This is a genomic window from Fusobacterium varium (assembly GCA_021531615.1).
GTDB classification, from domain to species: domain Bacteria; phylum Fusobacteriota; class Fusobacteriia; order Fusobacteriales; family Fusobacteriaceae; genus Fusobacterium_A; species Fusobacterium_A varium_C.
In genome coordinates, this window is record JADYUE010000005.1 from 14687 (window position 1) to 37988 (window position 23302).

The 23302-nt window shown below is 28.9% G+C and carries 21 protein-coding genes; 13 read left to right on the forward strand and 8 right to left on the reverse strand.

The window, feature by feature from the left end:
• Window positions 1-33: 33 nt before the first annotated feature.
• The 7 genes from I6E31_03490 to rpmE all read right to left on the reverse strand — a co-directional run bounded on the left by I6E31_03490 (window position 34) and on the right by rpmE (window position 4927).
• On the reverse strand, window positions 34-1515 hold the full coding sequence (locus I6E31_03490; GenBank protein ID MCF2639035.1) for an FAD-dependent oxidoreductase: 1482 nt from the start codon (window positions 1513-1515) through the stop codon (window positions 34-36).
• A 62-nt stretch (window positions 1516-1577) separates the two neighbouring features.
• Window positions 1578-2270, reverse strand: coding sequence for a tRNA (adenosine(37)-N6)-threonylcarbamoyltransferase complex dimerization subunit type 1 TsaB (gene tsaB, locus I6E31_03495; protein MCF2639036.1), 693 nt, complete (start codon window positions 2268-2270; stop codon window positions 1578-1580).
• Entirely contained in the window at window positions 2251-2715 is a 465-nt protein-coding gene (tsaE, locus tag I6E31_03500; protein ID MCF2639037.1) for a tRNA (adenosine(37)-N6)-threonylcarbamoyltransferase complex ATPase subunit type 1 TsaE, read from the reverse strand. The genes tsaB and tsaE overlap by 20 nt, the downstream gene beginning before the upstream one ends.
• Window positions 2693-3190 (reverse strand): D-glycero-beta-D-manno-heptose 1-phosphate adenylyltransferase, encoded by a 498-nt coding sequence (rfaE2, locus tag I6E31_03505; GenBank protein ID MCF2639038.1) that lies wholly within the window; start codon window positions 3188-3190, stop codon window positions 2693-2695. The genes tsaE and rfaE2 overlap by 23 nt, the downstream gene beginning before the upstream one ends.
• Window positions 3187-3789: a CoA pyrophosphatase gene (locus I6E31_03510; GenBank protein ID MCF2639039.1), complete on the reverse strand. Its 603-nt coding sequence runs from the start codon at window positions 3787-3789 to the stop codon at window positions 3187-3189. Before I6E31_03510 ends, rfaE2 begins: the two co-directional genes overlap by 4 nt.
• A gap of 176 nt (window positions 3790-3965) precedes the next feature.
• Window positions 3966-4589: a uracil phosphoribosyltransferase gene (gene upp / locus I6E31_03515; GenBank protein MCF2639040.1), complete on the reverse strand. Its 624-nt coding sequence runs from the start codon at window positions 4587-4589 to the stop codon at window positions 3966-3968.
• A 125-nt stretch (window positions 4590-4714) separates the two neighbouring features.
• A complete protein-coding gene (rpmE, locus tag I6E31_03520; GenBank protein ID MCF2639041.1) occupies window positions 4715-4927 on the reverse strand; it encodes a 50S ribosomal protein L31 in 213 nt (70 codons plus the stop codon).
• 210 nt (window positions 4928-5137) lie between these two features.
• On the opposite strand from rpmE, the gene I6E31_03525 reads away from it, so the two are divergent.
• Both I6E31_03525 and I6E31_03530 read left to right on the forward strand, forming a co-directional pair.
• Window positions 5138-5782, forward strand: a complete 645-nt coding sequence (locus I6E31_03525; GenBank protein MCF2639042.1) for a ribonuclease H family protein — start codon at window positions 5138-5140, stop codon at window positions 5780-5782.
• Between the two features lie 16 nt (window positions 5783-5798).
• Window positions 5799-6485: a TIGR02206 family membrane protein gene (locus I6E31_03530; protein ID MCF2639043.1), complete on the forward strand. Its 687-nt coding sequence runs from the start codon at window positions 5799-5801 to the stop codon at window positions 6483-6485.
• A 39-nt stretch (window positions 6486-6524) separates the two neighbouring features.
• Here the strand turns inward: I6E31_03530 and I6E31_03535 are convergent, their stop codons facing one another.
• Window positions 6525-8507, reverse strand: coding sequence for a S9 family peptidase (locus I6E31_03535; GenBank protein MCF2639044.1), 1983 nt, complete (start codon window positions 8505-8507; stop codon window positions 6525-6527).
• Window positions 8508-8691: 184 nt separating this feature from the next.
• On the opposite strand from I6E31_03535, the gene smc reads away from it, so the two are divergent.
• From smc to I6E31_03590, 11 genes are all read left to right on the forward strand, one after another.
• The gene (smc, locus tag I6E31_03540; protein ID MCF2639045.1) at window positions 8692-12210 is read left to right on the forward strand and encodes a chromosome segregation protein SMC; all 3519 of its coding nucleotides are present in this window, start codon (window positions 8692-8694) and stop codon (window positions 12208-12210) included.
• 83 nt (window positions 12211-12293) lie between these two features.
• Window positions 12294-13310 carry a tetraacyldisaccharide 4'-kinase gene (gene lpxK, locus I6E31_03545; protein MCF2639046.1) on the forward strand — a complete coding sequence of 339 codons (1017 nt, stop codon included), beginning with the start codon at window positions 12294-12296 and terminating at the stop codon, window positions 13308-13310.
• The gene (locus I6E31_03550) at window positions 13310-14116 is read left to right on the forward strand and encodes a hypothetical protein (protein ID MCF2639047.1); all 807 of its coding nucleotides are present in this window, start codon (window positions 13310-13312) and stop codon (window positions 14114-14116) included. The genes lpxK and I6E31_03550 overlap by 1 nt, the downstream gene beginning before the upstream one ends.
• An 11-nt stretch (window positions 14117-14127) precedes the next feature.
• Window positions 14128-14580 carry a PTS sugar transporter subunit IIA gene (locus I6E31_03555; GenBank protein ID MCF2639048.1) on the forward strand — a complete coding sequence of 151 codons (453 nt, stop codon included), beginning with the start codon at window positions 14128-14130 and terminating at the stop codon, window positions 14578-14580.
• 3 nt (window positions 14581-14583) lie between these two features.
• On the forward strand, window positions 14584-15150 hold the full coding sequence (gene nadD, locus I6E31_03560; GenBank protein MCF2639049.1) for a nicotinate (nicotinamide) nucleotide adenylyltransferase: 567 nt from the start codon (window positions 14584-14586) through the stop codon (window positions 15148-15150).
• Window positions 15151-15163: 13 nt separating this feature from the next.
• Window positions 15164-15712 (forward strand): phosphodiesterase, encoded by a 549-nt coding sequence (gene yfcE / locus I6E31_03565; GenBank protein MCF2639050.1) that lies wholly within the window; start codon window positions 15164-15166, stop codon window positions 15710-15712.
• 237 nt (window positions 15713-15949) lie between these two features.
• Window positions 15950-16552, forward strand: coding sequence for a CBS domain-containing protein (locus tag I6E31_03570; GenBank protein ID MCF2639051.1), 603 nt, complete (start codon window positions 15950-15952; stop codon window positions 16550-16552).
• A 16-nt stretch (window positions 16553-16568) separates the two neighbouring features.
• The gene (locus tag I6E31_03575) at window positions 16569-19157 is read left to right on the forward strand and encodes a pyruvate, phosphate dikinase (protein MCF2639052.1); all 2589 of its coding nucleotides are present in this window, start codon (window positions 16569-16571) and stop codon (window positions 19155-19157) included.
• Window positions 19158-19189: 32 nt separating this feature from the next.
• Complete coding sequence (locus tag I6E31_03580; protein MCF2639053.1) at window positions 19190-21163, forward strand: fructose-1,6-bisphosphatase; 1974 nt, start codon at window positions 19190-19192, stop codon at window positions 21161-21163.
• An 89-nt stretch (window positions 21164-21252) separates the two neighbouring features.
• Entirely contained in the window at window positions 21253-22629 is a 1377-nt protein-coding gene (locus tag I6E31_03585) for an outer membrane protein transport protein (GenBank protein ID MCF2639054.1), read from the forward strand.
• A gap of 26 nt (window positions 22630-22655) precedes the next feature.
• Window positions 22656-23222 carry a TetR/AcrR family transcriptional regulator gene (locus tag I6E31_03590; GenBank protein ID MCF2639055.1) on the forward strand — a complete coding sequence of 189 codons (567 nt, stop codon included), beginning with the start codon at window positions 22656-22658 and terminating at the stop codon, window positions 23220-23222.
• The last annotated feature ends 80 nt before the right edge of the window (window positions 23223-23302 follow it).

Here is a 23302-nt window from a genome sequence, read left to right on the forward strand (position 1 = left end):
TTGTACAAAGTTATTCAAAAAAAATCAAGCTTTTTATATATATAATTTTCTCATAATAGTGTTTTTATCATCATTTTCTCTTACACCTTTAATAAGTGTGATTCCTTTTGATACATCTCCTATTAATATTGCACCTTTTAACTTATTATTTTCAAAATAAAGTTTTTTATACAATTTCTTTGTAGTATCTATCTCTTGTACAAATTCTTCACTATTATCACTATTTCCAATTGTTCCTATAGAGATTAATTTTATATTCATTCCATCAAAATTTAATGGTTGAATTTGCTCTTTATATTGAGCTTCTCCTCCACAAGCATTTATTCCAGCAGTCTTTCCTTGCTCCATAGCTACTTGCCACAATCCAATTATTTTTCCATTGTATTCTGCCACATCTCCACAAGCATAAATATCCTTCATAGAAGTTTCCATTTTTTCATTTACAACTATACCTCTACCTATATTTAAACCTAAGTTTTGAGCTAACTCTTTATTTGGAGCTATTCCAGCACTTATAATAACTAGATCAGCTAATATATGTTGTCCATTTTCTAATGCAATAGAAGTCACTTTTTCTTCTCCCTCTATAGCACTTACAACTACACCTTTAAATATTTTTACCCCTGCTTGTTCTATAGCAGCTTCTAATATTTCTGATCCTTGTTCATCTAATTGTTTAGGTAATATTCTTTGCATCATCTCTATAACTGATGTTTCTATTCCTAATAATTTTAATCCCCAAGCAGCTTCTAATCCAAGTACTCCTCCACCTATAACTACTGCTCTTTTACAATTCTTAGCATACTCTTTTACTTTTTCAGTATCTTCCATATTTCTTATTACAAAAACTCCAGATACATTTGAGTTTTTAATTGGTGGAACAAAACATTTTGCTCCTGTTGCTAAGATAAGTTTATCAAATTCTCTCTCTTCTCCATTTGAAAGAACAACTTTTTTATTTTCATTATCTATTGAAGTTACTCTTACTCCTTTAGTTAATTTTATATTTTTATCTTCATACCAACTATCTTTTTTTATTTTTAATCTATCCATTTCCATATCTTCACAAAGATATTCAGTTAATTTTGTTCTATAATATGGATCTGCTTGTTCTTCTCCTATAATTTCAATTTCAGCTGAACTATTTTTTCCTCTTGCTCCATCAGCTGCTGAAACTGCTGCAACTCCACTTCCTATTATTAAAATCTTTTCATCTTTTCCTTCAGCTACCTCTTCTGGAGCCTCTTGAATCTCTGTCACTTCAAATAGATCTTTTCCTACTCCACAAACTGGACAAGTATCTGGACACTCATCATACGGAAATACTTCATCACATACTGTACATCTCCAAACTTTTCCTGAAAGTTTTTTCTCTTTTTCTACATTTTCCACTTTTTTCTCTTCAGACTTTACTTCAGAAAAATATTCACTTCCAACATTACAAATTGGACATACTTCTGGTGCATGATCTCCTTCACATACTATTCCACAAATACTACATACCCACTTTTTCATCTTCTCTCCTCCATTATCTAGTTAAAAACTTACTATTCCTAATTATATACTAGAAATGTCAACTATTTCCTTTTTTCTCTCTCTTCTTTTTCTCTTTCAGCTTGAGATTTATTTACATATAAAGGTTCTAACGTATATAAATTATCTTCAGGTAGATGTAATGAAATTTGAGCAGCTACCCCAGCTCTAGGAATAGAGTTTGCTTTAGAAAAAATAGTATAATCCTTTTCTAAAATCTCATTTATAAGCTTTTCATTAACTGTTGCTCCATCACCTATAAATGTAACTTTTTTACCTTTAAGATCATCTAAAATCTCTCTTAATTCTCCATCTTTATACTCTTCCTCTCTAAGTAAAATATTATCAATATATCTATACTTAGAAAAATATACTCTCTCTTTTCTTGCATCTATTAAAGGAACAATTATATCTTCTCTATTTTCTCCCATATGTGCTAAAACATCTAACTCATTTACTCCTACTATTGGCTTTTTCAATGAATAAGCTAAACCTTTAGCTATTGCAGTTCCTATTCTAATTCCTGTAAATGAACCTGGTCCTATTGTAACAGCTATTCTATCTACATCTTTTATAGTCAATCCTGATAATTTAAAAAGAGAATCCACAGCATCCATAATCACATTTGAATGATTTACTTTAACATAAAGATTTATCTCTCCTATTACTCCTGTTTTATCATCATAAAGAGCTACACTTCCTATTTTAGTAGCTGTATCAATAGCTAAAACCAACATACTTTAACATCTCCTCTTCCTTCTCTAAATTTCCTACATATCTTATCTCCACTTCTCTATCCTCTTCTCCATGATGATAAAGTTTTATCTCAATATACTCTTTAGGAAGTTCACTTTCTATAATATCAGCCCATTCAATCAAAACTATTCCACCATTATTTAGATAATCTTCATAACCTACCTCATATATTTCCTCTGCTTCACCTAAACGGTATACATCAAAGTGATATAATGGAAGTCTCCCTGAAAAATATTCTAAAACATAGTTAAATGTAGGACTTTTTATACTCTCTGTCACACCTAGCTTTTTAGCAAAAGTTTTAGTAAAAGTTGTTTTTCCTGTTCCTAAATCACCTATCAAAGCTATTGTTGTATTTTCTTGAGAATAATCTGCTAATTTTTCAGCAAGAGTATTTAACTCACTAAATGTTAGTATCTTTCTCATCATTTCCTCCATCCTTAAATTGGATTTTTTTCACTATATTAGTTGTAGATTTTCCCTCTACAAAAGAAAGTATTCTTACTTCTCCACCATTCTTTTCAACTGTTGCTGTTTCAGGTAGTTTATTTTTATCATAATCTCCACCTTTAACATGGATTGATGGTTTTAATTTTTCCAATGTTTCAATTGGAGTTAACTCTTCAAAAATAACTGTAAAATCCACTGCTTTTAATCCTGAAAGCATCTCTGCTCTATCTATCTCATTATTTATTGGTCTACCTTCACCTTTTAACTGTCTAACTGAATTATCTGAATTGACACCAACTATTAGAATATCTCCTTGTTTTTTAGCTTCATTTAAATATCTCAAATGTCCAACATGTAAAATGTCAAAACAACCATTTGTAAATACAACTTTTTTACCTTGTAATTTTAATTCTTCTATTAATTTCGCTGCTGTTTCTTTACTTAAAATCATTTTTCTACCTCCATTTTATAAAGTTCTTCTATAAAATCAAAAATTATTTCTGCTGTCATTCCCCAGATAATTTCATCTTGATAATTATAAAAGTATACCTCTCTTGAATTTCCACTCCAAGATCCATAATATCTTTCTGGCAAATTATAATCTTTAGGTGAAAATTCTGGAATATTCTTTACTCCTATTTTCTCTATCTTAGGTTTATTATATTTAAAAAATTCCATAGGAACAACCACTAATTTTTCTACTTCTTCTTTATTAAAATTAAACTCCTCTATTTTTTCTATATTAATATATCCAACATAGACATCCAATAACATTCCAGAAGCATTAATTAAAGTTCCATATTTACCTATAATATCTATTTTTTCTCTTTCTATTCCCAACTCTTCAACAGTTTCTCTAATAGCTGTCTCTTTAGCGCTTCCATCTTTTTCCTCAAATTTTCCACCAGGAAAAGATATCTCTCCTCCCTGTCTTATTTTTAAGGCTCTTTTTTCAAAAATTATATACTCTTTTCCCTCTAAATTAATTATACCAATTAATACAGCTGAATTAATATATCTTTTTTTTCCAATGATTCTAAAACTATCCATTTTTAAAATTTCTGTTATCTTTTCCCTCATTTTTTAGATTACACCTCAACAAAATTATACCATTTTCCACAAAAAGAGCAACCTAATTTTATTATCTTTAGTTTTAGGACACTTTATATAATTTCCTTTATAAAAAAAGAAGAAATAGGTTTCCCCATCTCTTCTTAAATTTTTTACTATTTTGTTCCGAATATTCTATCTCCACAATCTCCAAGACCTGGATAAATATATCCTTCATTTGTTAATCCTTGATCTATCTTAGCTGTATAAATAGCTACATCAGGATGTTTTTGAAGAAGTTTTGCTATTCCTTCAGGAGCTGATACAAGACACATAAATATTATATCTTTAACTCCTTGTGATTTTAGATAATCTATTGCATAAACAGCAGATCCTCCAGTTGCTAACATAGGATCAACTACAATTACTTTTCTTGAAGTTATATCTACAGGTAATTTACAATAGTAGTAAACTGGCTCTAATGTTTCTTCGTTTCTATATACTCCAACATGTCCTACCTTTGCTGTTGGTACTAGATCTAAAATCCCATCCATCATTCCTAGTCCTGCTCTTAAAATAGGTACTATTGCTAATCTCTCTTGAAGTTCATATCCAGTTGTTGTCATCAATGGAGTTGTTACTTCAACCTCATTTAATTTTAGTCCTTTTGTTGCTTCATAAGTCATAAGTTTTGCAATCTCATTTAGATTTTCTCTAAAAGCCTTTGTGTCTGTTCCACAATTTCTTAAAATTGTTAGTTTGTGTTGGATCAAGGGATGATTAATTTCTATTACTGCCATTTTTTTCCTCCTGTTTTCCTTTTTTTCCTCGTAATATTATATCAAATATTTTAGATTTTTCCAAATAAAAATATGGATAAATCTAGGTATAAAAAAACAGGACTCTAAAGTCCTGTTTAATACTACTATTTGTTGATGTTGTATCTTTTGTTGAATTTGTCAACTCTTCCTGCAGCATCAATAAATTTAGCTTTTCCAGTATAGAATGGGTGGCATTTTGAACATACTGCTACTTTAAGTTCAGTTCCTTTAGCATAAGTTGATCTTGTTTCGAATTTTTCCCCACAAGTGCACTCTACAGTAACAACATTGTATTGAGGATGAATATTTTTTTTCATTGATTTTTCACCTTCCTAACAAAAATTTTCTTAATATCTCAAGAGATTCTATCACAAATATATAACTTTTGCAAGATTTTTTTTAGTCCCAATCCATCTTTTTTCTTATTTTTAATCTTTAATAATCTTTAACTAAAAAATAAATAATATAATTGTAAAATTTTGTAATTTAGGTTAATATAAGATATATGATTATTACTTGGAGGAGTTGTGAAGAAAAAATTTTATGCTTACTTTCTTGAAAATGAAAGTAGAAATGGTATTTGTGAAACATGGGATGAGTGTAAAGCCATAGTACATGGAAAAAAAGCTCGTTATAAATCTTTTCCATCTTTAGAAGAAGCAAAAGATTGGTTAGAACAAGGTGCTAAATATGAAAAAAAACTATCTGACCAACTTTTTAAAACAAAGGTAGATAAAGAAAAATTAAAGAGTCAATTGACAGAGGGAATATATTTCGATTCTGGAACAGGAAGAGGAATTGGTGTTGAAGTTAGAGTTACTGATTTAAGTGGAAGATCTCTTTTAGATGAAAGTAGTATAAAATTTAAAATTAATCAATTTGGAAATCTTCATTTAGGACATGATCGAACAAATAATTATGGTGAGTTAGTAGGATTATTCTTAGCTTTGGATATAGCTATTCAAAGAGGGGAGAGACATATTTTTGGAGATAGTAACCTTGTTATATTTTTCTGGTCTAAGGGAATCTATCGTAAAGAAAATTTAAACGAGAAAACAATATCTTTAATTGAAAAAGTTGTAGAAAAGAGAAAAGAATTTGAAAAAATTGGTGGAAAGATAGAGTATGTTTCTGGTGATGTAAACCCAGCAGATTTAGGATTTCACAAATAATATTTAGGAGGAGTTTATGGAAACTTTTACACTTTTTAGTACTGAACACTTTTGGTTTATTGGAGGAGGTTTTTTAGGGATACTTGCACTTACAATGGTATCAGCATTTCTTCCTAAATATAAATTTGCTCAATTTAGTGCCATAGTTATCTTATTGATTAAGATAGCAGAACTTTCTTATAGACATATATATGTAGGAGAACCTATCTACTCTTTACTTCCTCTACATATGTGTAATTTAACACTAATAATTGCTATTTTAACAATGCTAACTAAGTCACAAAAATTATTTCAATTAACTTATTTCTGGTGCTTAGGAGCTCTCTTTGCAGTGATTACCCCTGATATAAAATACTCTTTTCCTCATCCTTTAACATTGAGTTTTTATATCACTCATTTTTATCTTTTATTTGCTGCAATCTATGGAATTTTATTTTTTAACTTTAAACCAACTTTTAAAGGTTGGATAAATTCTTTTATTACTTTAAATATCTTTGCTTTTATTATTTTCTTTATCAATAAAAAGCTTGGAACTAACTATCTATATGTAAATAGAATTCCTAATTTCTCTTCACCATTAGATTATTTTGGACAATGGCCTTACTATATTATTGTTGTTGAAATAATCTATTTAATACTAACTTATGGTATCTACTATCCATTTAGAAGAAAAACTTACAAATATTCAACTAAATATTTCTAAAACAAAAGCTCCCAAACTAGGGAGCTTTTATATTTTCTATTAATCTTTTAAATATTTTTCAAACCAGTTAGTCATCTCTTCAAGTCTTCTAACTCTATGTTTAGGTTTTCCACTTCTTGAAAGTTCATGATTTTCTCCTCTAAACATACAAAGTCTTGCTTCTACTCCATGATATTTTAATGAAGTAAACATTTGAATTCCCTCTGCTAACCAACATCTATAATCCTCTTCTGAATGAATAAATAGTGTAGGTGTCTTAACTTTATCTGCATATTTCATTGGAGAATGCCACCATAATTTATCATGTTCTATCCAAGGGCTTGAAGCATTTTGGTCAGCATTAAAGTAATATCCTATATCTGTTGTTCCAAATTTAGATATCCAGTTTGCTATACTTCTTTGAGAAGCTGCACATCTAAATCTATCAGTATGTCCAATTATCCAGTTTGTCATAAATCCACCATATGATCCACCAGTTACTCCGACTCTGTCAGCTTTTATTGGATATTTTTCTAATACTACATCTGTAAATTTCATTAGATCATCATAATCTACAGTTCCATATTTTCCTCTAATATCTGCAAAGGCATTTCCTCTTCCATCTCCACCTCTTGGATTACAGAAGAATACGAAATATCCCATGTTTGCCCATACTTGCATCTCATGATAGAATACTTCTCCATAAACTGTTTTTGGTCCACCATGAATATCTAAGATAGCTGGATAAGTTTTTCCCTCTTCATAATCTGTAGGTTTTAGTACCCAACCTTCAATCTCCATTCCAGCATCATTTATAAAGTTACATCTTTCTGGGAATGCTAATTTCTTATCATTGTAAACATTTTCATTAAATTTAGTTAGTTGAACTTCCTCTTCTCCTACTACATCATAAATCTCTTGTAATCTTAGTCCTCTAAGTCCTGCAAAAACAATTTTTCCATCATATACATCATAAACATCTACTGTACCATTTGCTTTTGTAAGAACTTCTTCATTTCCTTCAAGATCTATACTATTTAAGAAAGCATCTTTATTTACAGTTGTAGGGAAGTAAAGTTTATTATCTACTACTCTATAACCTTTTCCACCACCATATTTACAATCGCTTCCAACTGTATTTAACATCCAAGTATCATGTTTTTTCAATAAAACTGCTTCTCCATTTTTTAAAGTATAGAAGCTTGGGTTTTGGTTTAATCCATACTCTTTACAATCATTTAAAGAACAAATTACTGTATCTCCTATAAATTCAGCAAAACTTACTCTAAAATCTTTTTTAGGTAATAAAGTTTCAGTTTTTCCACTTGCTATATTATAACAATAGATTCCCTCTCTTTGTTCCATTTTTCCTTCATATTCATTTCCAACATAAAGGATTTTTCCATCTTTATATGAGAAATAAGTTACTGCCATTAATTCTGAAGTTACAGGTGTAGCTTTTTTCTCTGCTCTATTATATAGATAGATTCTATTTCTTTTCTTATTTGTAAATCCACCACCATTACTCCAGAAAGGAATTTCATCTAATACTTCGTAATCTTTATTTTCTTGGAATTTTTTAACTGCTTCTGCTCTCTCTTCTCCAGTTAAAGAGTTTATATCAGTTCTATAATTATCATATTTAGCTGTTAATAGGAAATTATCCTCATCTATAGCTTTTATAGCTGTAACTGTCAAAGGAATATCCATATATTTTTCAGCTTCTCCACCATTAATTTTTATAGCATAATATGAAGTCCAAGTTTCTCCTTGACTTACTTTTTCATTTATCTTTTTATCTCTAGTAGCTGGGAATAAAATAGTTGAATCATTTAACCATAAAAATGATCTTTCTTCATTAAGTCCAGTTAATTTACTGTATTCTTTTGTAGTATTGTCTAAAAGCCAAATGTTTGATTGATAATTGTTATTATCATAATCAGCCTTGTGTACTATAAATCCTGTTTTTGCTCCATTTGGTGAAATTTCAAGATTAGAAATAAATTTGTAATCTAAAAAATCTTTTAATTTTAAATTTTCCATAACTGTCCCCCTTATAGTTTTATTCTTTGTTCTGCTAATTTTAATTATAGCTTATAGATATATATATTACAATTCTTTTCTAAACTTTTCTATAAAGTAAAAAAATTTTTAATTTTCTATTTTTACAAAATTAAGTTATAATCTAATTGTAAAATAATATAAAATTACTTATAGGAGAACAAAAATGTATTTAAAAGCAGTTGAGATTTTTGGATTTAAATCTTTTGGAGAAAAAGTTTATATAGAGTTTAATAAAGGGATTACATCTATTGTAGGACCTAATGGAAGTGGAAAATCAAATATCCTTGATGCTGTATTATGGGTATTAGGAGAACAATCATATAAAAATATAAGAGCTAAGGAGAGTGCAGATATTATTTTTTCTGGTGGAAAAGATAAAAAACCTATGAACTCTGCTGAAGTTTCTCTTTTTATTGATAATAGTGATTCTTTTCTTCCAATAGAAAATAATGAAATTAAAATAACTAGAAAAATCTATGTAAATGGAGAGAATGAGTATTATATAAACGATGTAAAAACTAGATTAAAAGATATAGGGAATCTTTTTCTAGATACTGGAGTTGGGAAAAGTGCTTACTCTGTAATTGGTCAAGGAAAGGTTGAACGTATTATAGGTTCATCTTCTAAGGAGATCAAAGGAATTATTGAAGAGGCTGCTGGAATAAAAAAATTCCAACAAAAGAAAAATGAAGCATCTAAAAATTTATCCAATGTTGAGATGGAATTAGAAAAAATAGATTTAGTTTTAAATGAAGTTGGAGAAAATAGAGATAGAGTTGAAAAACAAGCTGGTAAAGCTCAAGAGTATCTTAACTTAAAAGATGAGAAAGATACTCTTGCAAAGGGAATTTATAGTGCTGAATATAATGATAGAAAGAATATATTAAAGGATGAAAATCAACTTAAAGAAAATCTAATCCATGAAATTAATAGATTTGAGGATGAATTTAATAAAATTGAAAAAAGATTAGAAACTATTGATAGAGAAAAACTACAACTAAAAAAAGAGATTGAAGAGATAAGTAGCAAAAATCAAGAGTTGAAAAATGATATTGAAATTAAAGAGAGAGAAAAAGTTAAAATAAGTGAAAGAGCTATTGGATATAAAAGAGAACTTGAAGATAGATATGAAAGGGTTAAAAATAGTAGTTTAAAATTAAATGAAAAAGAGGCTCTTTTAAATTCACTTACTAAAGAAAAAGATGAACTAAAATCAAAAATTGAAGAGCTTGCTAAAGAAAATATCAAATTTGAAGAAGAGGTAAAAAATCTAACTAACTCAAAAAAAGAACTAGAACTTGGAATAGAACTAAAGAAAAAGAGAGTCATGGAACTTGAAATAGAAAAGATGAAACTTTTAAATGATATAGAAACTTCTAGTAGAAGAATTAAGGGAAGCAACTCTAAGGTAACTAATTTAAAAGCAGAGTTAGAATCTTATGATAATAAATTAAATTTAATTTTAAAAGATATTGAAAAAGCTGGAAATGATAAAGATAATAAAGAAAAAAAATTAATAGAAATTGAAAAAAGAGGACAATTCTTAGAAGAGGAAATAAGTAAGATTAGTCAACAGAGTAATAGATTATCAGAAATTTTAAGAAGTTCTGAATATGATGAAAAAAGATTTTCAGCTAAACTACAATCTCTTTTAAGAATGGAAGAGAATAATGAAGGATTTTTTAAAGGTGTTAAAGAAGTTTTAAATAGTAAACTACCTGGTGTTGAAGGGGTATTTATCTCTTTAGTATCTGTTCCTGAAAAATTTGAAAAAGCTATTGAGGCTGGAGTCCCTGGAAATATTCAAGATATTATAGTTGATAGTGGAGAAACTGCCAAAAAAGCTATCTCTCTTTTAAAAGAGAGAAAAGCTGGAAAAGCTTCTTTCTTAGCCCTAGATACAATTAAAGTTTCGCCTAAAAAAGAGTTAAATATCAATATTCCTGGAGTGATTGGACGTGCCTCTGAATTAGTACAAACTCAAGATAGATATAAAATTGTTGTAGACTTTGTTCTTGGAAATCTTTTAGTTGTAGATACTGTTGATACTGCTTTAAAGATTGTAAAAAGCAATAGTTTTATGGGAAATATAGTAACTTTAAGTGGAGAACTTTTAAGTTCAAGAGGAAGAATTACTGGGGGAGATTCTGGAAATTCAACAGCTAATCAAATTTTCGAAAGAAAGAAAGAGATTAGAACTTTAAAAGAAACTGTTTCTAAATTACAAGAAACTATAAAAAATAGTGTAGCAGAGCAAAATAATCTGAGTAAAACTTTAGAAAAATTTGAAAATGAAATTGATAAAATCGATTCATTAGAAGATGGAACAAGAAAACAACTAAAATTAGCTGAAGAGTTATACAACGATTATATTTTGAAAAAAGAGAGAATTGAAAAAGATAGACGTATTGTTAAAGTTGAATTAGAAGAAGAAGAAAAATATAGTAATGAATTTGAAAAAAGAATAACAAACTCTAAAAATGAGAGAGAAAAAATAGAGCAAGTTATCTCTGAAATTAAATTAGATGAAGAAAAAGAGGGAAAAGAGATAAATAATCTAAACTCTATCATTGAAGAAAAGAAAAATCAATTTTCTGATGTTAAAATTCTCTATATGAATAGTCAAGATAAAGTTGGACAAGTAGATCGGGAATTAGAAAGAGAAAGAAAAGAGAAAGAATCTATCTTAGAAGATAAAAAACATATGGAAGATAAAATAATATTCCTTGAAAAAGAGATTGAAGATTTAACTAAAAATGGAGAGGCTCTTCAAAGAGAAGTTAATGAAAAAATAGCAAAATATGAAAGTGAAAATAGTGAGGTTTCAAATAGAAAATCTAACTTTGAAACTCTTAGCAGTGAAGAGAGAGAGTTAAATAAAAGTAGAAAAGAAACTGAAAGTTATCTTCTTCATAAAAAAGATAGTTTTAATAGAGTTGAGGAGAGCTTAGAAAGAAATAGAAAAGAGATTGAAAAATTAGAGGAGTCTCTATCTAATTTAACTGAAGTTGCTACTATTGAGATTGATTTTTCTCAGATTAAAGAATTAAAAGAAAAGTTAAGATTACTAGAGAATAGATTAAAAAATTTCCAAGCTGTAAACCTTTTAGCTATTGAAGAATTTAAAGAATTAAATCAAAAATTTGTATTTTTAACTTCACAAAAAGAGGATTTAATAAAAGGAAAAAATGTTCTTTCAAACTTGATTATTGAAATTGATGATACTATTCACAAAAGATTCTTCAAGGCTTATAATGAAATTGACAGAAACTTCAATCAAATGTGTAGAGAAACATTAAATAACTCTGAAGGAAAACTTTTAATCAATAATTCTGAAGATTTTGATAATTGTGGTGTTGAAATCTTTGTAAAATTTGGTAATAAAAAAAGACAGACTCTTTCTCTCCTATCAGGTGGAGAAAAATCTATGGTTGCAATAGCTTTTATAATGGCTATCTTTATGTATAAACCTAGTCCATTCACTTTCCTTGATGAGATTGAAGCTGCATTAGATGAAAAAAATACTAGAAAATTAATAGGAAAATTAAAAGAGTTTACAGACAGATCTCAATTTATATTAATTACCCATAACAAAGATACTATGAGAGAGTCTGAAACTATTTTTGGTGTAACTATGAACAAAGAAATTGGTATTTCCAAGATTGTTCCTGTTAAATTTTAAATTTTTATGAAAAAAAACTTTGATTTTTTTAAATATAGAGGTAAAATAAAAAGACAGGATAAAAAAGATGTTAAGGGGTAATGATGAGAATATTATCGTTTATATATTATTTAATTACTTCCTTGCGAAACTTTCTTTATGATAAGGGAATCTTTAGAGTAAAGAGAGTTCCAGGAGTTGAAGTAATATGCATAGGAAATATTACTGTAGGGGGTACTGGTAAAACCCCTGCTGTTCAATATTTTTCAAAAAGATTACAAAAGATGGGGCGAAAGGTTGCAGTAGTTTCTAGAGGATATCGAGGAAAGAGAAAGAGAGAACCTCTTTTAGTAAGTGATGGAAGAGAGATTTTTGCCACTACTCGAGAGAGTGGAGATGAGCCATTTTTACATGCTCTCAATCTTCATAAGATACCAATAATTGTAAGTTCTAATAGATATAAAGGGTGTCTTTTTGCTAAAAAACACTTTAATGTAGACACTATTATTCTTGATGATGGTTTTCAACATAGAAAATTAGGACGTAATAGAGATATAGTTCTTATTGATGCTACTAATCCTTTTGGTTGGGGACAACTTCTTCCTTTGGGAATGTTGAGAGAAGATTTTAAAAAAGCTGCTAAAAGAGCTAGTGAATTTATAATTACAAAATCAGATTTAGTAAGTGAAAGAGAAGTTGAAAGAATAAAAAAATATTTAAAGAAAAAATTGAATAAAGAGGTTTCCACAGCTAAACATGGAGTTACATCTCTTTGTGATCTAAAAGGAAATGCTAAACCTCTATTTTGGATAAAAGACAAGAGAGTTCTGCTTTTTTCAGGTCTTGCTAATCCTCTTAACTTTGAAAAAACAGTAATATCTTTAGAGCCATCTTATATTGAAAGAGTAGATTTTATGGACCACCATAATTTTAAGAAAAAAGATATTGAACTTATTCAAAAACGTGCTGAAAGTATGCAAGCTTCTTATATAATTACAACTGAGAAAGATTTGGTAAAACTTCCAAGTGATCTATCTATTAATAATCTATTTGTATTAAAGATAGAGTTTACTCTATTGGAAGATAACAGTTTAAAAGATTTGGAGGAAATTAAAAAATGATAACTGACGATAAAATGATTTCTATAATAAAGGAGAATGATAAAAATTATCTACTTTCTCTCTTAGAGGAAAATGGAAAAATTAAAACTTTATCAGCCTTTGCTCCTATACTGGATAAGAGAGCATACTTTACTATCAATGAAAATGGAGAATTAAAAAGAAAAGATAATAACCTAGTTATTCCATTTTTTACATATTGTAATGACAATGAATTATTAATAGAAAATATTTTTGAAAAAGCAGATTTAAAAGAGAGATGCAAAATAGGTAAAATAAATAGATTATCAAATGTCGATGAAAAGAAATTGAAAGAAAATCTATTAAAGACTCTAACTAATGGCGGATTAGAGTTTGCTTTAAAATATGGGAAAGAACTATTTTTAAGAAATAGAGATGAATTTTTTAAAACTGTTCTACTATTTAGTTTAATGGGAGATTTAAAAAGTTTAAAACCTCTTGTTGTATTATCGTTTAAAAAACTTATGAACAATCAAGAGTATGACGAAAATCTATTCTACTTAGTTATATCTTTCTTAACTAAATATAGAGATAACTTTTATTTCTATGAAACTGCAGAAATTGAAGAAAACAGTTCTTTTAACTTAAAAGAATTTTTATTAGCTAACGAGAATATCTTAAATAGTAAAGAAGGACTTGGGGCTTTATCTTCATTACTAGCTCTTGAAGAATTAGAGCTTAATTCTCAAAACAGATTTATTCAAAAAATAAAAAATGAATTAACTACACTAAAAAAAGTGACATCTTTGAATAGTACAGAAAAATATCTACTATCTGTTTTTCTATAGGGGGAAAAATTATGCTTGAATATTTTAATAATAAACTTATCACTGTAATTGATGGAAAACATACTAAAGAAGAGATTTTAAAGATAATGGTTGATTTAATTGGAGAAAATAGTGATGCTCTTTCTAATAAAGAGGATTTTTTAGAAAATATACTTAATCGTGAAAAAGTAGGTAGTACTGGTATAGGGCTTGGAATAGCTCTTCCACATGCTAGATGTGAAAATATAAAAAAAATTGTAGTTGCTGTAGCTCTTTTAAAAGAACCTATCAATTTTAATTCCCTTGATGGTGAAAGTGTAAAATTATTAGTGATGTTAGGAGCTCCTAAGAGTCAAGGAGCAGAGTATCTATCTCTTGTAGGAACTCTTATGAGAACTTTTAGAAATACAGAATCAAGAAATACTCTTCTAGAAGCCTCAAATCAACAAGAGCTAATTGAAGCTATTGCGGAGTTGAATAGATAAAAAATGAAAATTGGTATTTATGGGGGAAGTTTTAATCCTATACACTTTGGGCATGTTAAAATTGCTACCTATGTACTAGAAAATTTAAAGTTAGATAAAATATTAATTATTCCTGTTGGAACTCCTTCTCATAGAGAAAATAATCTAGTGTCTGGAGAGTATAGGCTTAAAATGTGTCAGCTTGCTTTTGAAAAGTATAAAAATATTGAAATATCTGATATAGAAATTAAAAATACCTCTATTTCTTACACAATAGATACTTTAAAAAAAATTCAAAAACTTTATGGAGAAGAAAACGAATTTTTTGAAATTATAGGTGAAGATTCTGCTGATTATTTTTCTCAATGGAAAGATTATAAAAAAATTCTTGAAAAAAGTAAGGTAGTAGTATTAAAAAGAAAAGGGTATAAAAGTTTACTACAAGATAAAAACCTAATCTATTTAAATAGTCCTCTTTTTAATGTTTCATCCACTTTAGTAAGAGGAAAATTAAAAAATGAAGAAGATACTAGTGAATTTCTTCCTAAAAAGGTTTTAGAATTCATCAAAGAAAATAAGCTTTATATGTGATTTTGGAGGGAAAATGAAACTATTAGTAATTTCAGATATACATGGCTCTCCTGTATATTTAAAAAAAGTTTTAGATATTTTTGAAAGAGAAAATTACGATAAACTTATTCTTTTAGGAGATGAGCTTTATCATGGACCTAGAAACCCTATTCCTGAGGGTTATAATCCTAAAGAGGTTATTGAATTATTAAATAATTATAAAAATAAAATTATAGCTGTAAGGGGAAATTGTGATAGCGAAGTTGATCAGATGATGCTTAACTTTCCTATTATGAGTGACTATCATCTTCTATTTTGGAATAATAAAAAAATTTTTATTACTCATGGACATATTTATAATAAAGATAATCCTCTACCTCTTGAAGATGGTGATATTCTACTTTATGGACATTTTCATATACCAATGATATTTGAAAATGATGGAAAGCTATTTTTAAATCCTGGTTCAATCACTCTACCTAAAGAAAATTCTCCTCACTCTTATGGTTCTTTTGAAGATGGATATTTTATTATTAAAAATATTGAAGGAAATATAATTTTACAAAAAAATTTAATAGATTAAAGTTAACTGGATAAGTTGAAAATGACTTATCCAGTTTTTTTATTATCTTGTTTAATATTTCTTTATATGGAATTTTATTTTGTAAACTCTCATAAAACTTAAACTCTTATATTTTTTATAAGTGTACACTTTAAAAAAGAGTTGCTTTTCTTAAAAAACTGTGGTAAATATAATATTAAGAAGTAAAGAATAATTCAAATATTTTAAGTGCACACTATACTTGAAGGGGGATTTACATTGACACTAACTGATAGACAAAAAGAAATTATTGATATTGTTAAAAAATACCAGCCTATCACAGGTAAAGAGATTGGAGAACGTTTATTTTTAACTAGATCAGCCCTCAGAACAGATTTTTCAATTTTAACAGGAATGAAAATATTAGAATCTAAACCTAAAATTGGATATACTTATATAGGGAAAAATGAAACTGAAAAGGTAAAAGATATTATGGGTCCTCCTATAACAGTAGACACTAATCTTTCTGTTTATGAAACTATCATCAATATATTTTCAAAAGATGTAGGTACTATTTTTATAACTGACAATGATCAATTAGTAGGAGTTGTTTCTAGAAAAGATCTATTAAAAATAGCTATTGGAAAAACAGATATAGACAAAATTCCTATTAATGTGATTATGACTAGAATGCCTAATATCATATATGTTGAAGAAAATGACAGTGTTTTGGATAGTGTTAAAAAACTTATCACTCACCAAATTGATTCTTTACCAGTTGTAAGAGTTGAAGAAAAAAAGGGAACTAAAATTTTAAAAATTGTAGGACGTTTAACAAAGACAAATATTACAAAGTTATTTATGGAATTTTTATCGAAGTAAACCAAGGAGGCTAACTATGAAAAGAGTTTATGGTTTTAATGAAGGTGGAAAGGAATTAATAGACATATTAGGTGGAAAAGGTGGAAACTTAGCTGAAATGAAAAGAATAGGACTACCTATACCTGAAGGAATAATTATTTCAACTACAGCATGTAAAGAGTTTTTTAGAGATGGCAAGAAAATAACTCCAGAACTTGAAAAAGAAATTCTTGAAAAACTTGAATATTTACAAGAGGTAACAGGTAAAAAATTTGAAGGAGATAATCCTCTTCTTGTATCTGTAAGATCAGGAGCTCCTATATCTATGCCTGGAATGATGGACACTATATTAAACCTTGGACTTAATGATATCACTGCTGAAAAAATGTCAAAAATATTTAATGATGAGATATTTGTACATGAACTTTATGCTAGATTTATCCAAATGTTCTCTGAAATAGTTATGGGAATTGAAAAAGAACTTTTCTTCTCTTTAAAAGAAAAATTATTTGCTGAAAGAAAAGATGAGCCAAAAATTGAGACTTACAAATTAGTTATAAAAAAATCTAAAGAACTTTACAAAGAAAAAACTGGATTAGATTTCCCAGAATCTGCAAAAGAACAATTATTTATGGCAGTAAATGCTATCTTTAACTCTTGGGAAAATGACAGAGCTATTCTTTATAGAAAGATAAATGGAATTGATGACTCAATGGGAACTGCAGTAGTTATTCAAGAGATGGTATTTGGTAACCGTAATGATAAATCAGGTACTGGTGTTGCTTTCTCTAGAAACCCTTCTAATGGAGAAAATGAACTATTTGGAGAGTATCTATTAAAGGCTCAAGGTGAAGATATTGTTGCTGGTATCAGAACTCCTGAACCAATAGCTAGACTTCACGAACAACTTCCTGAAATCTATGATGAATTTGCTAGACTTGCTAAAGTTCTTGAAAATCACAATAAAGATATGCAAGATATTGAGTTTACAATTGAAGATGGAAAACTATATCTTCTTCAAACTAGAAACGGTAAGAGAAGTCCATATGCTGCTGTAAAAATAGCTGTTGATATGGTGCATGAAGGAATCTTATCTAAAGAAGAAGCTATTATGAAAGTTGATCCTAATGTTCTTCCTCAACTTCTTCATGGAAACTTTGACCCTGAAGCTGTTAAAAAAGCTACTTTACTTGGTAAAGGACTTCCAGGTTCAGCAGGAGTTGCAATTGGTAGAGTTATGTTTGCATCTGAAAGAGTTGAAACTAGAGCTCTTGCTATTCTAGTTAGAGAGGAAACTTCTCCAGAAGATATCAAAGGAATTAGCCAAGCTCAAGGTATTGTTACTGTTAAAGGTGGAGCTACATCTCATGGAGCTGTTGTTGCTAGAGGAATGGGTAAATGTTGTGTTACTGGTTGTGGAGAGATACAAATTAACGATATTAAGAGAGAGATGTATATCAATGGACATACAATAAAAGAGGGAGATTTTATCTCTATTAGTGGATACACAGGAGAAATTTTCCTTGGTAAAGTTAAACTTACTGAACCTAAATTTGATGATAATCTAAAAGAGTTTGTATCTTGGTGTAAAGAAATTAAAAGACTTGGAGTTAGAATGAATGCTGATACTCCTGCTGATGCTTTCTTAGGAAAAGGATTTGGAGCTGAAGGAATAGGACTTTGTAGAACTGAACATATGTTCTTCCAAAAGGAAAAAATCTGGACTATTAGAAGTATGATTATGAGTACTAACCCAGTTGAAAGAGAAGAAGCTCTTAAAAAGATGTTAGATCTTCAAAGAGAAGATTTCTACAATATCTTTAAAGTTGTTGATGGACAAGTTGTAATTATCAGATTACTTGACCCACCTCTACATGAATTTTTACCTAAAGAGGAAAAAGACAAAGAAAAAATGGCAAGTATATTAAATCTTCCATTAATCGAAATAGAAAGAAGAATTAGAAATCTTAAAGATGAAAACCCTATGCTTGGACACAGAGGATGTAGACTTGCTGTAACTTATCCTGAAATTTATAATACTCAAGCTAGAGGAGTTATTGAAGCTGCACTTCAATGTAAAAAAGAGGGAATCAATGTTAAACCTGAAATTATGATACCTCTTATCATAGGTGTTGGAGAGCTTAAATTTATAAAACAAAATATTACTGCTGAAATTAACAAGGTATTTGAAGAGCAAGGAATGAGTATAGAGTATAAGATTGGTACTATGATGGAAACTCCAAGAGCATGTCTATTAGCTGATGATATTGCTAAAGAAGCTGAATTCTTCTCATTTGGTACTAATGACTTAACTCAAACTACTATGGGACTTTCTAGAGATGACTCAGTTAAATTTATAGATGATTACCATACTCATGGTATCTTCAAACTTGAACCTTTTGCTTCTATTGATGTAAGAGGAGTTGGAAAACTTGTTAAATTAGGTGCTACTTTAGGAAGAGAAGCTAATCCTAATCTTGAAATAGGTATCTGTGGAGAACATGGTGGAGATCCGAAGAGTATAGATTTCTTTGAAAAAACTGGTCTTGACTATGTAAGTTGCTCACCATTTAGAGTACTTGTTGCTATTGTAGCAGCTGCACAAAGTCATATAAGAAACAAATAAAATAAAAAATAATTTATCATGGGGAGAATTAAATGAGCGAATTAGAAAAAGTTATTGCAGAACAAGAAATTAAATATCTTACTTTACTTTCTGGAAAATTTAAAAATATTGGTGAAACTGCTACTGAAATTATCAACTTACAAGCCATATTAAATTTACCAAAGGGTACAGAACACTTTCTTAGTGATATCCATGGAGAATATGAAGCTTTTAACCATGTTCTAAAAAATGGATCTGGTGCTGTTCGTCAAAAAATAGATGAAGTTTTTGGTGATGAACTTAATATTTTTGAGAAAAAAGAGTTAGCAACTGTTATATATTATCCAAAAGAAAAGATAGAGTGGTTAGCTAAAGATCTTAAAAATATGGATAAATGGTATAAAACTATTATCTATCGTCTAATTGAAATTTGTAGTGTTGTATCTTCTAAATATACAAGTTCAAAAGTTAGAAAAGCTATGCCTAAAGATTTCTCATATATTATTCAAGAAATTATATATGAAAGAAAGGAACTTTTAAATAAAAAAGAGTATATAGCTAATATCATTGATACAATTATCTCTATTGGAAGAGCTAAAGAGTTTGTTATGGCAATTTCAAATCTAATTCAAAGACTTATAATTGATAGATTACATATAGTGGGGGATATTTATGACAGGGGACCTAGTCCCCACCTCATTATGGATACTCTTATGAATTATCATGATGTTGACATTCAATGGGGAAACCACGATATTCTATGGATGGGAGCAGGACTTGGAAGTAAAGGTTGTATAGCTAATGTTATTAGAATATGTGCTAGATATGGTAATAACGATATTTTAGAAGATGCCTATGGAATCAATCTTCTTCCTCTAGCTACTTTTGCTATGGAAAATTATGGTAATGATCCTTGTGAATATTTCCAAAGTAGAGATGGAAAAAGTACTCCATTAAAAGCACAAATTCATAAGGCTATCACTGTTATTCAAATGAAAATTGAAGGTAATATTATTGAAAGAAACCCTGATTTTAATATGGAACATAGAAATATGTTTAGAAAAATTGATTTTGACAGAGGAGTTATAACATTAAATGGTAAAGAATATGAGTTAAGAGATAAGAACTTCCCAACTGTTGATAAAAATAACCCTTTAAAGCTTACTCGTGAAGAGAGTGAGATCATGGAAAATCTAAGACTTTCATTTTTAAGAAGTGAAAAGCTACAAAGACATATTAGATTTTTATTTGCTAAGGGAAGCTTGTATCTAAAATGTAACTCTAATCTTCTATATCATGGTTGTATTCCTCTTACTGCTGATGGACAATTAAAAGATATCTATATAAGAGGAGAGTATTTAAAAGGAAAGGCTGCTCTTGATAGAGCTGAAAAACTTTGCAGAGAAGCTTACTTTAATAGAGCTAATAGTGCTGATAGCCCTGAAGATAAGGTTAAAGCTGATTTTGTTTGGTATATGTGGTGTGGTAAAGACTCTCCTCTATTTGGAAAAGATGATATGAAAACTTTTGAACGTTATTTTATAGAAAACAAAGAAACTCATGTGGAAAATAAAAATCCTTACTATAAATTCTGTAATCAAGAGGAAACTTGTGATATGATTCTTAAAGAGTTTAAATTAAATCCTAAAATTTCTCATATTATTAATGGACATGTTCCTGTTAAAGAGAAAAAGGGAGAATCTCCTATTAAAGCAAATGGTAAGCTTTATATTATTGATGGTGGTTTCTCTAAAGCTTATCAGCCTCAAACTGGTTTAGCTGGATATACTCTAATTTTTAACTCTTATGGTATGAAATTAGTTTCTCATGCTCCTTTTGAGTCTGCTGAAAAATCTATAAAAGAGGGTAAGGATATTATCTCATCTAGTCGTATAGTTGATGTTAGCCAAAATAGAATAAGAGTTAAAGACACAGATATTGGAAAAGAGTTACAAAACCAAGTTAATGATCTAAAGAAACTACTGAATGCTTATAGAAAAGGTTTAATAAAGAATAGTGAAAACTAATTATTAAAAAAAATTAATATTTTTTTAATCCTAAATTAAAATACAAATGTTATATTACATATGTTATATATAAAAATTTAGGAGGAAAAATGAAAAAGAAACTTGGAATTTTAGCAATTGCAGCACTTTTAAGTACTGGTGCTTATGCTACATCAATAGATCATATTCAAACATATACACCTGAGTATTTAGGAAACCAATCACAAAATGGTTTAATAAATAAATCATCTGTTTACTATAACCCAGCTGGACTTGTTCACTTAGATAACGGAACTTACTTCCATATTGGAGCTCAACTAGCTGTTGGACATGAAAAAATGGATTACAATGGAAAAGAGTATAAAGCAGATTTATTACAATATATCCCAACTTTAGCTCTATATAGTGTAAGAGATGAAAGAACTATATTCTGGACATTTGGAGGACTTGGTGGAGGTGGAGACCTTGAATATAAAGATGGTGTTGCTGGAACTGCAGTGGTACCTGATTTATTAAATAATTTAATAGGTGGAGGTGCTAAATTATTTCAAGATAATGGTTCATCTGCTGAAGGAAAAAGTCTTTATGGACAAACTACTTTAGGAAGAGCATGGAAAGTTAATGATAAACTATCTATGTCTATTGCTGGTAGAGCAGTATTAGGAATGAAAAAATTAAAAGGAAATATTGATATTAAATCTAATGACCCTACAAAAGCTAAAGATATTCATGCTGATATAGATTCAGATAGAACAGCTTGGGGATTAGGAGCTCAAATTGGATTTAACTATAAAGCAACTGATAGATTAAATTTAGCTATGAGATATGATTCTAGAGTTAAATTAAATTTTAAAGCTAGTGGCGATGAAACTCCTGCTAACCTAATTATAAATCATCCAGAATTTGGATTTATAAATATAGCTAATGTTGAATTTAGCCATTTTTATCCTGAATTTAAACCTGGAACAAAAACTAGAAGAGATTTACCAGCTATATTAGCACTAGGAGCTTCATATAAGGTAACAGATAGATGGACAACTGCTATCTCTGGAAACTACTATTTTAATAAAGATGCTAAGATGGATAGAGTTGCTGGATCTATAACTATACCAAATCCTAAAACTGGAAAAGATATCATATTAAAAGGGCTAGAAGCTGAATATGATAATGGTTGGGAAATAGCTCTTGGAAATGAGTATAAACTTAATGAAAAATGGACTCTACTTGGAAGTGTAAACTATGCTCATACTGGTGCTAAAGTAAGTTCATATGATGATATAGAGTTTGCACTAAACTCAGTTACAGTTGGAGCAGGGCTTAAATACGCACCTACTGATTGTGATGAATGGGTATTTACAGTATGCCACTTCTTCTATGATCAAGAAACTGGACACTATGATAAAAAATATGCAGACTATGGAATTGCTAACCCAGAATATGATAAAAGCATTACTGCATTTGGTTTAGCTTATACAAAGAAATTCTAATTTTAACTATATAGAGGAGGAGAAGATTGCCTAAAAAAGCTATTTTTACTAAAGAACAGATTTTTAAGAAGGCCTTTGAGGTTTTTAAGCAAAATGGATTAGAAGCTATAACTGCTAGAAATTTAGCTAAATCGCTGAATTGTTCTCCAGCTCCAATATATAGTTTCTACACTTCATTAGAAATACTGAAAAAAGATCTTATTAATCAAGCTAAATCTATATTTATGGAGTATGTTAAAGAGTCTAGTACAGAGTATATATTTCTTAATATAGGAATAGGAATTTGTAAATTTGCTAGAGAGGAAAAACAACTTTTCCATACAATATTCCTAAAAGATAGCTCTTATAGTAGCCTTGTTAGAGAGTTTAGAGATTTAATAAAAGTAGAGATGTCTAAAGATAGCAGATTTGAGAAACTAGATGAAGAGTTTAAAACTGAGCTTTTCCTTGATTGCTGGATGTATGCCCATGGATTCTCAACTTTAATAGCTACTAACTACTTTAAAGATGTTTCAGATAGTTTTATTCAAAAAAGACTTGTATCTGGAGCAGCTACTATGATGTATAAAAGGCTTGAAGAATATAATAAATAAGCATGCGAATAAGCTGGTAAATCATTAATTTGATTTATTAGCTTATTTTTTTATTTCTAAACTATAATTTATCTAGCTAA

Excerpts from the sequence above, each read along its gene's own strand:
- lpxK (MCF2639046.1), top strand. The coding sequence starts at position 12,294 with ATGAGAATATTATCGTTTATATATTATTTAATTACTTCCTTGCGAAAC.
- I6E31_03490 (MCF2639035.1), bottom strand. The coding sequence starts at position 1,515 with ATGAAAAAGTGGGTATGTAGTATTTGTGGAATAGTATGTGAAGGAGAT.
- I6E31_03580 (MCF2639053.1), top strand. The coding sequence starts at position 19,190 with ATGAGCGAATTAGAAAAAGTTATTGCAGAACAAGAAATTAAATATCTT.
- nadD (MCF2639049.1), top strand. The coding sequence starts at position 14,584 with ATGAAAATTGGTATTTATGGGGGAAGTTTTAATCCTATACACTTTGGG.
- rpmE (MCF2639041.1), bottom strand. The coding sequence starts at position 4,927 with ATGAAAAAAAATATTCATCCTCAATACAATGTTGTTACTGTAGAGTGC.
- rfaE2 (MCF2639038.1), bottom strand. The coding sequence starts at position 3,190 with ATGATTTTAAGTAAAGAAACAGCAGCGAAATTAATAGAAGAATTAAAA.
- yfcE (MCF2639050.1), top strand. The coding sequence starts at position 15,164 with ATGAAACTATTAGTAATTTCAGATATACATGGCTCTCCTGTATATTTA.
- I6E31_03530 (MCF2639043.1), top strand. The coding sequence starts at position 5,799 with ATGGAAACTTTTACACTTTTTAGTACTGAACACTTTTGGTTTATTGGA.
- I6E31_03575 (MCF2639052.1), top strand. The coding sequence starts at position 16,569 with ATGAAAAGAGTTTATGGTTTTAATGAAGGTGGAAAGGAATTAATAGAC.
- I6E31_03510 (MCF2639039.1), bottom strand. The coding sequence starts at position 3,789 with ATGGATAGTTTTAGAATCATTGGAAAAAAAAGATATATTAATTCAGCT.
- tsaB (MCF2639036.1), bottom strand. The coding sequence starts at position 2,270 with ATGTTGGTTTTAGCTATTGATACAGCTACTAAAATAGGAAGTGTAGCT.
- I6E31_03555 (MCF2639048.1), top strand. The coding sequence starts at position 14,128 with ATGCTTGAATATTTTAATAATAAACTTATCACTGTAATTGATGGAAAA.
- smc (MCF2639045.1), top strand. The coding sequence starts at position 8,692 with ATGTATTTAAAAGCAGTTGAGATTTTTGGATTTAAATCTTTTGGAGAA.
- tsaE (MCF2639037.1), bottom strand. The coding sequence starts at position 2,715 with ATGAGAAAGATACTAACATTTAGTGAGTTAAATACTCTTGCTGAAAAA.
- I6E31_03585 (MCF2639054.1), top strand. The coding sequence starts at position 21,253 with ATGAAAAAGAAACTTGGAATTTTAGCAATTGCAGCACTTTTAAGTACT.
- I6E31_03535 (MCF2639044.1), bottom strand. The coding sequence starts at position 8,507 with ATGGAAAATTTAAAATTAAAAGATTTTTTAGATTACAAATTTATTTCT.
- upp (MCF2639040.1), bottom strand. The coding sequence starts at position 4,589 with ATGGCAGTAATAGAAATTAATCATCCCTTGATCCAACACAAACTAACA.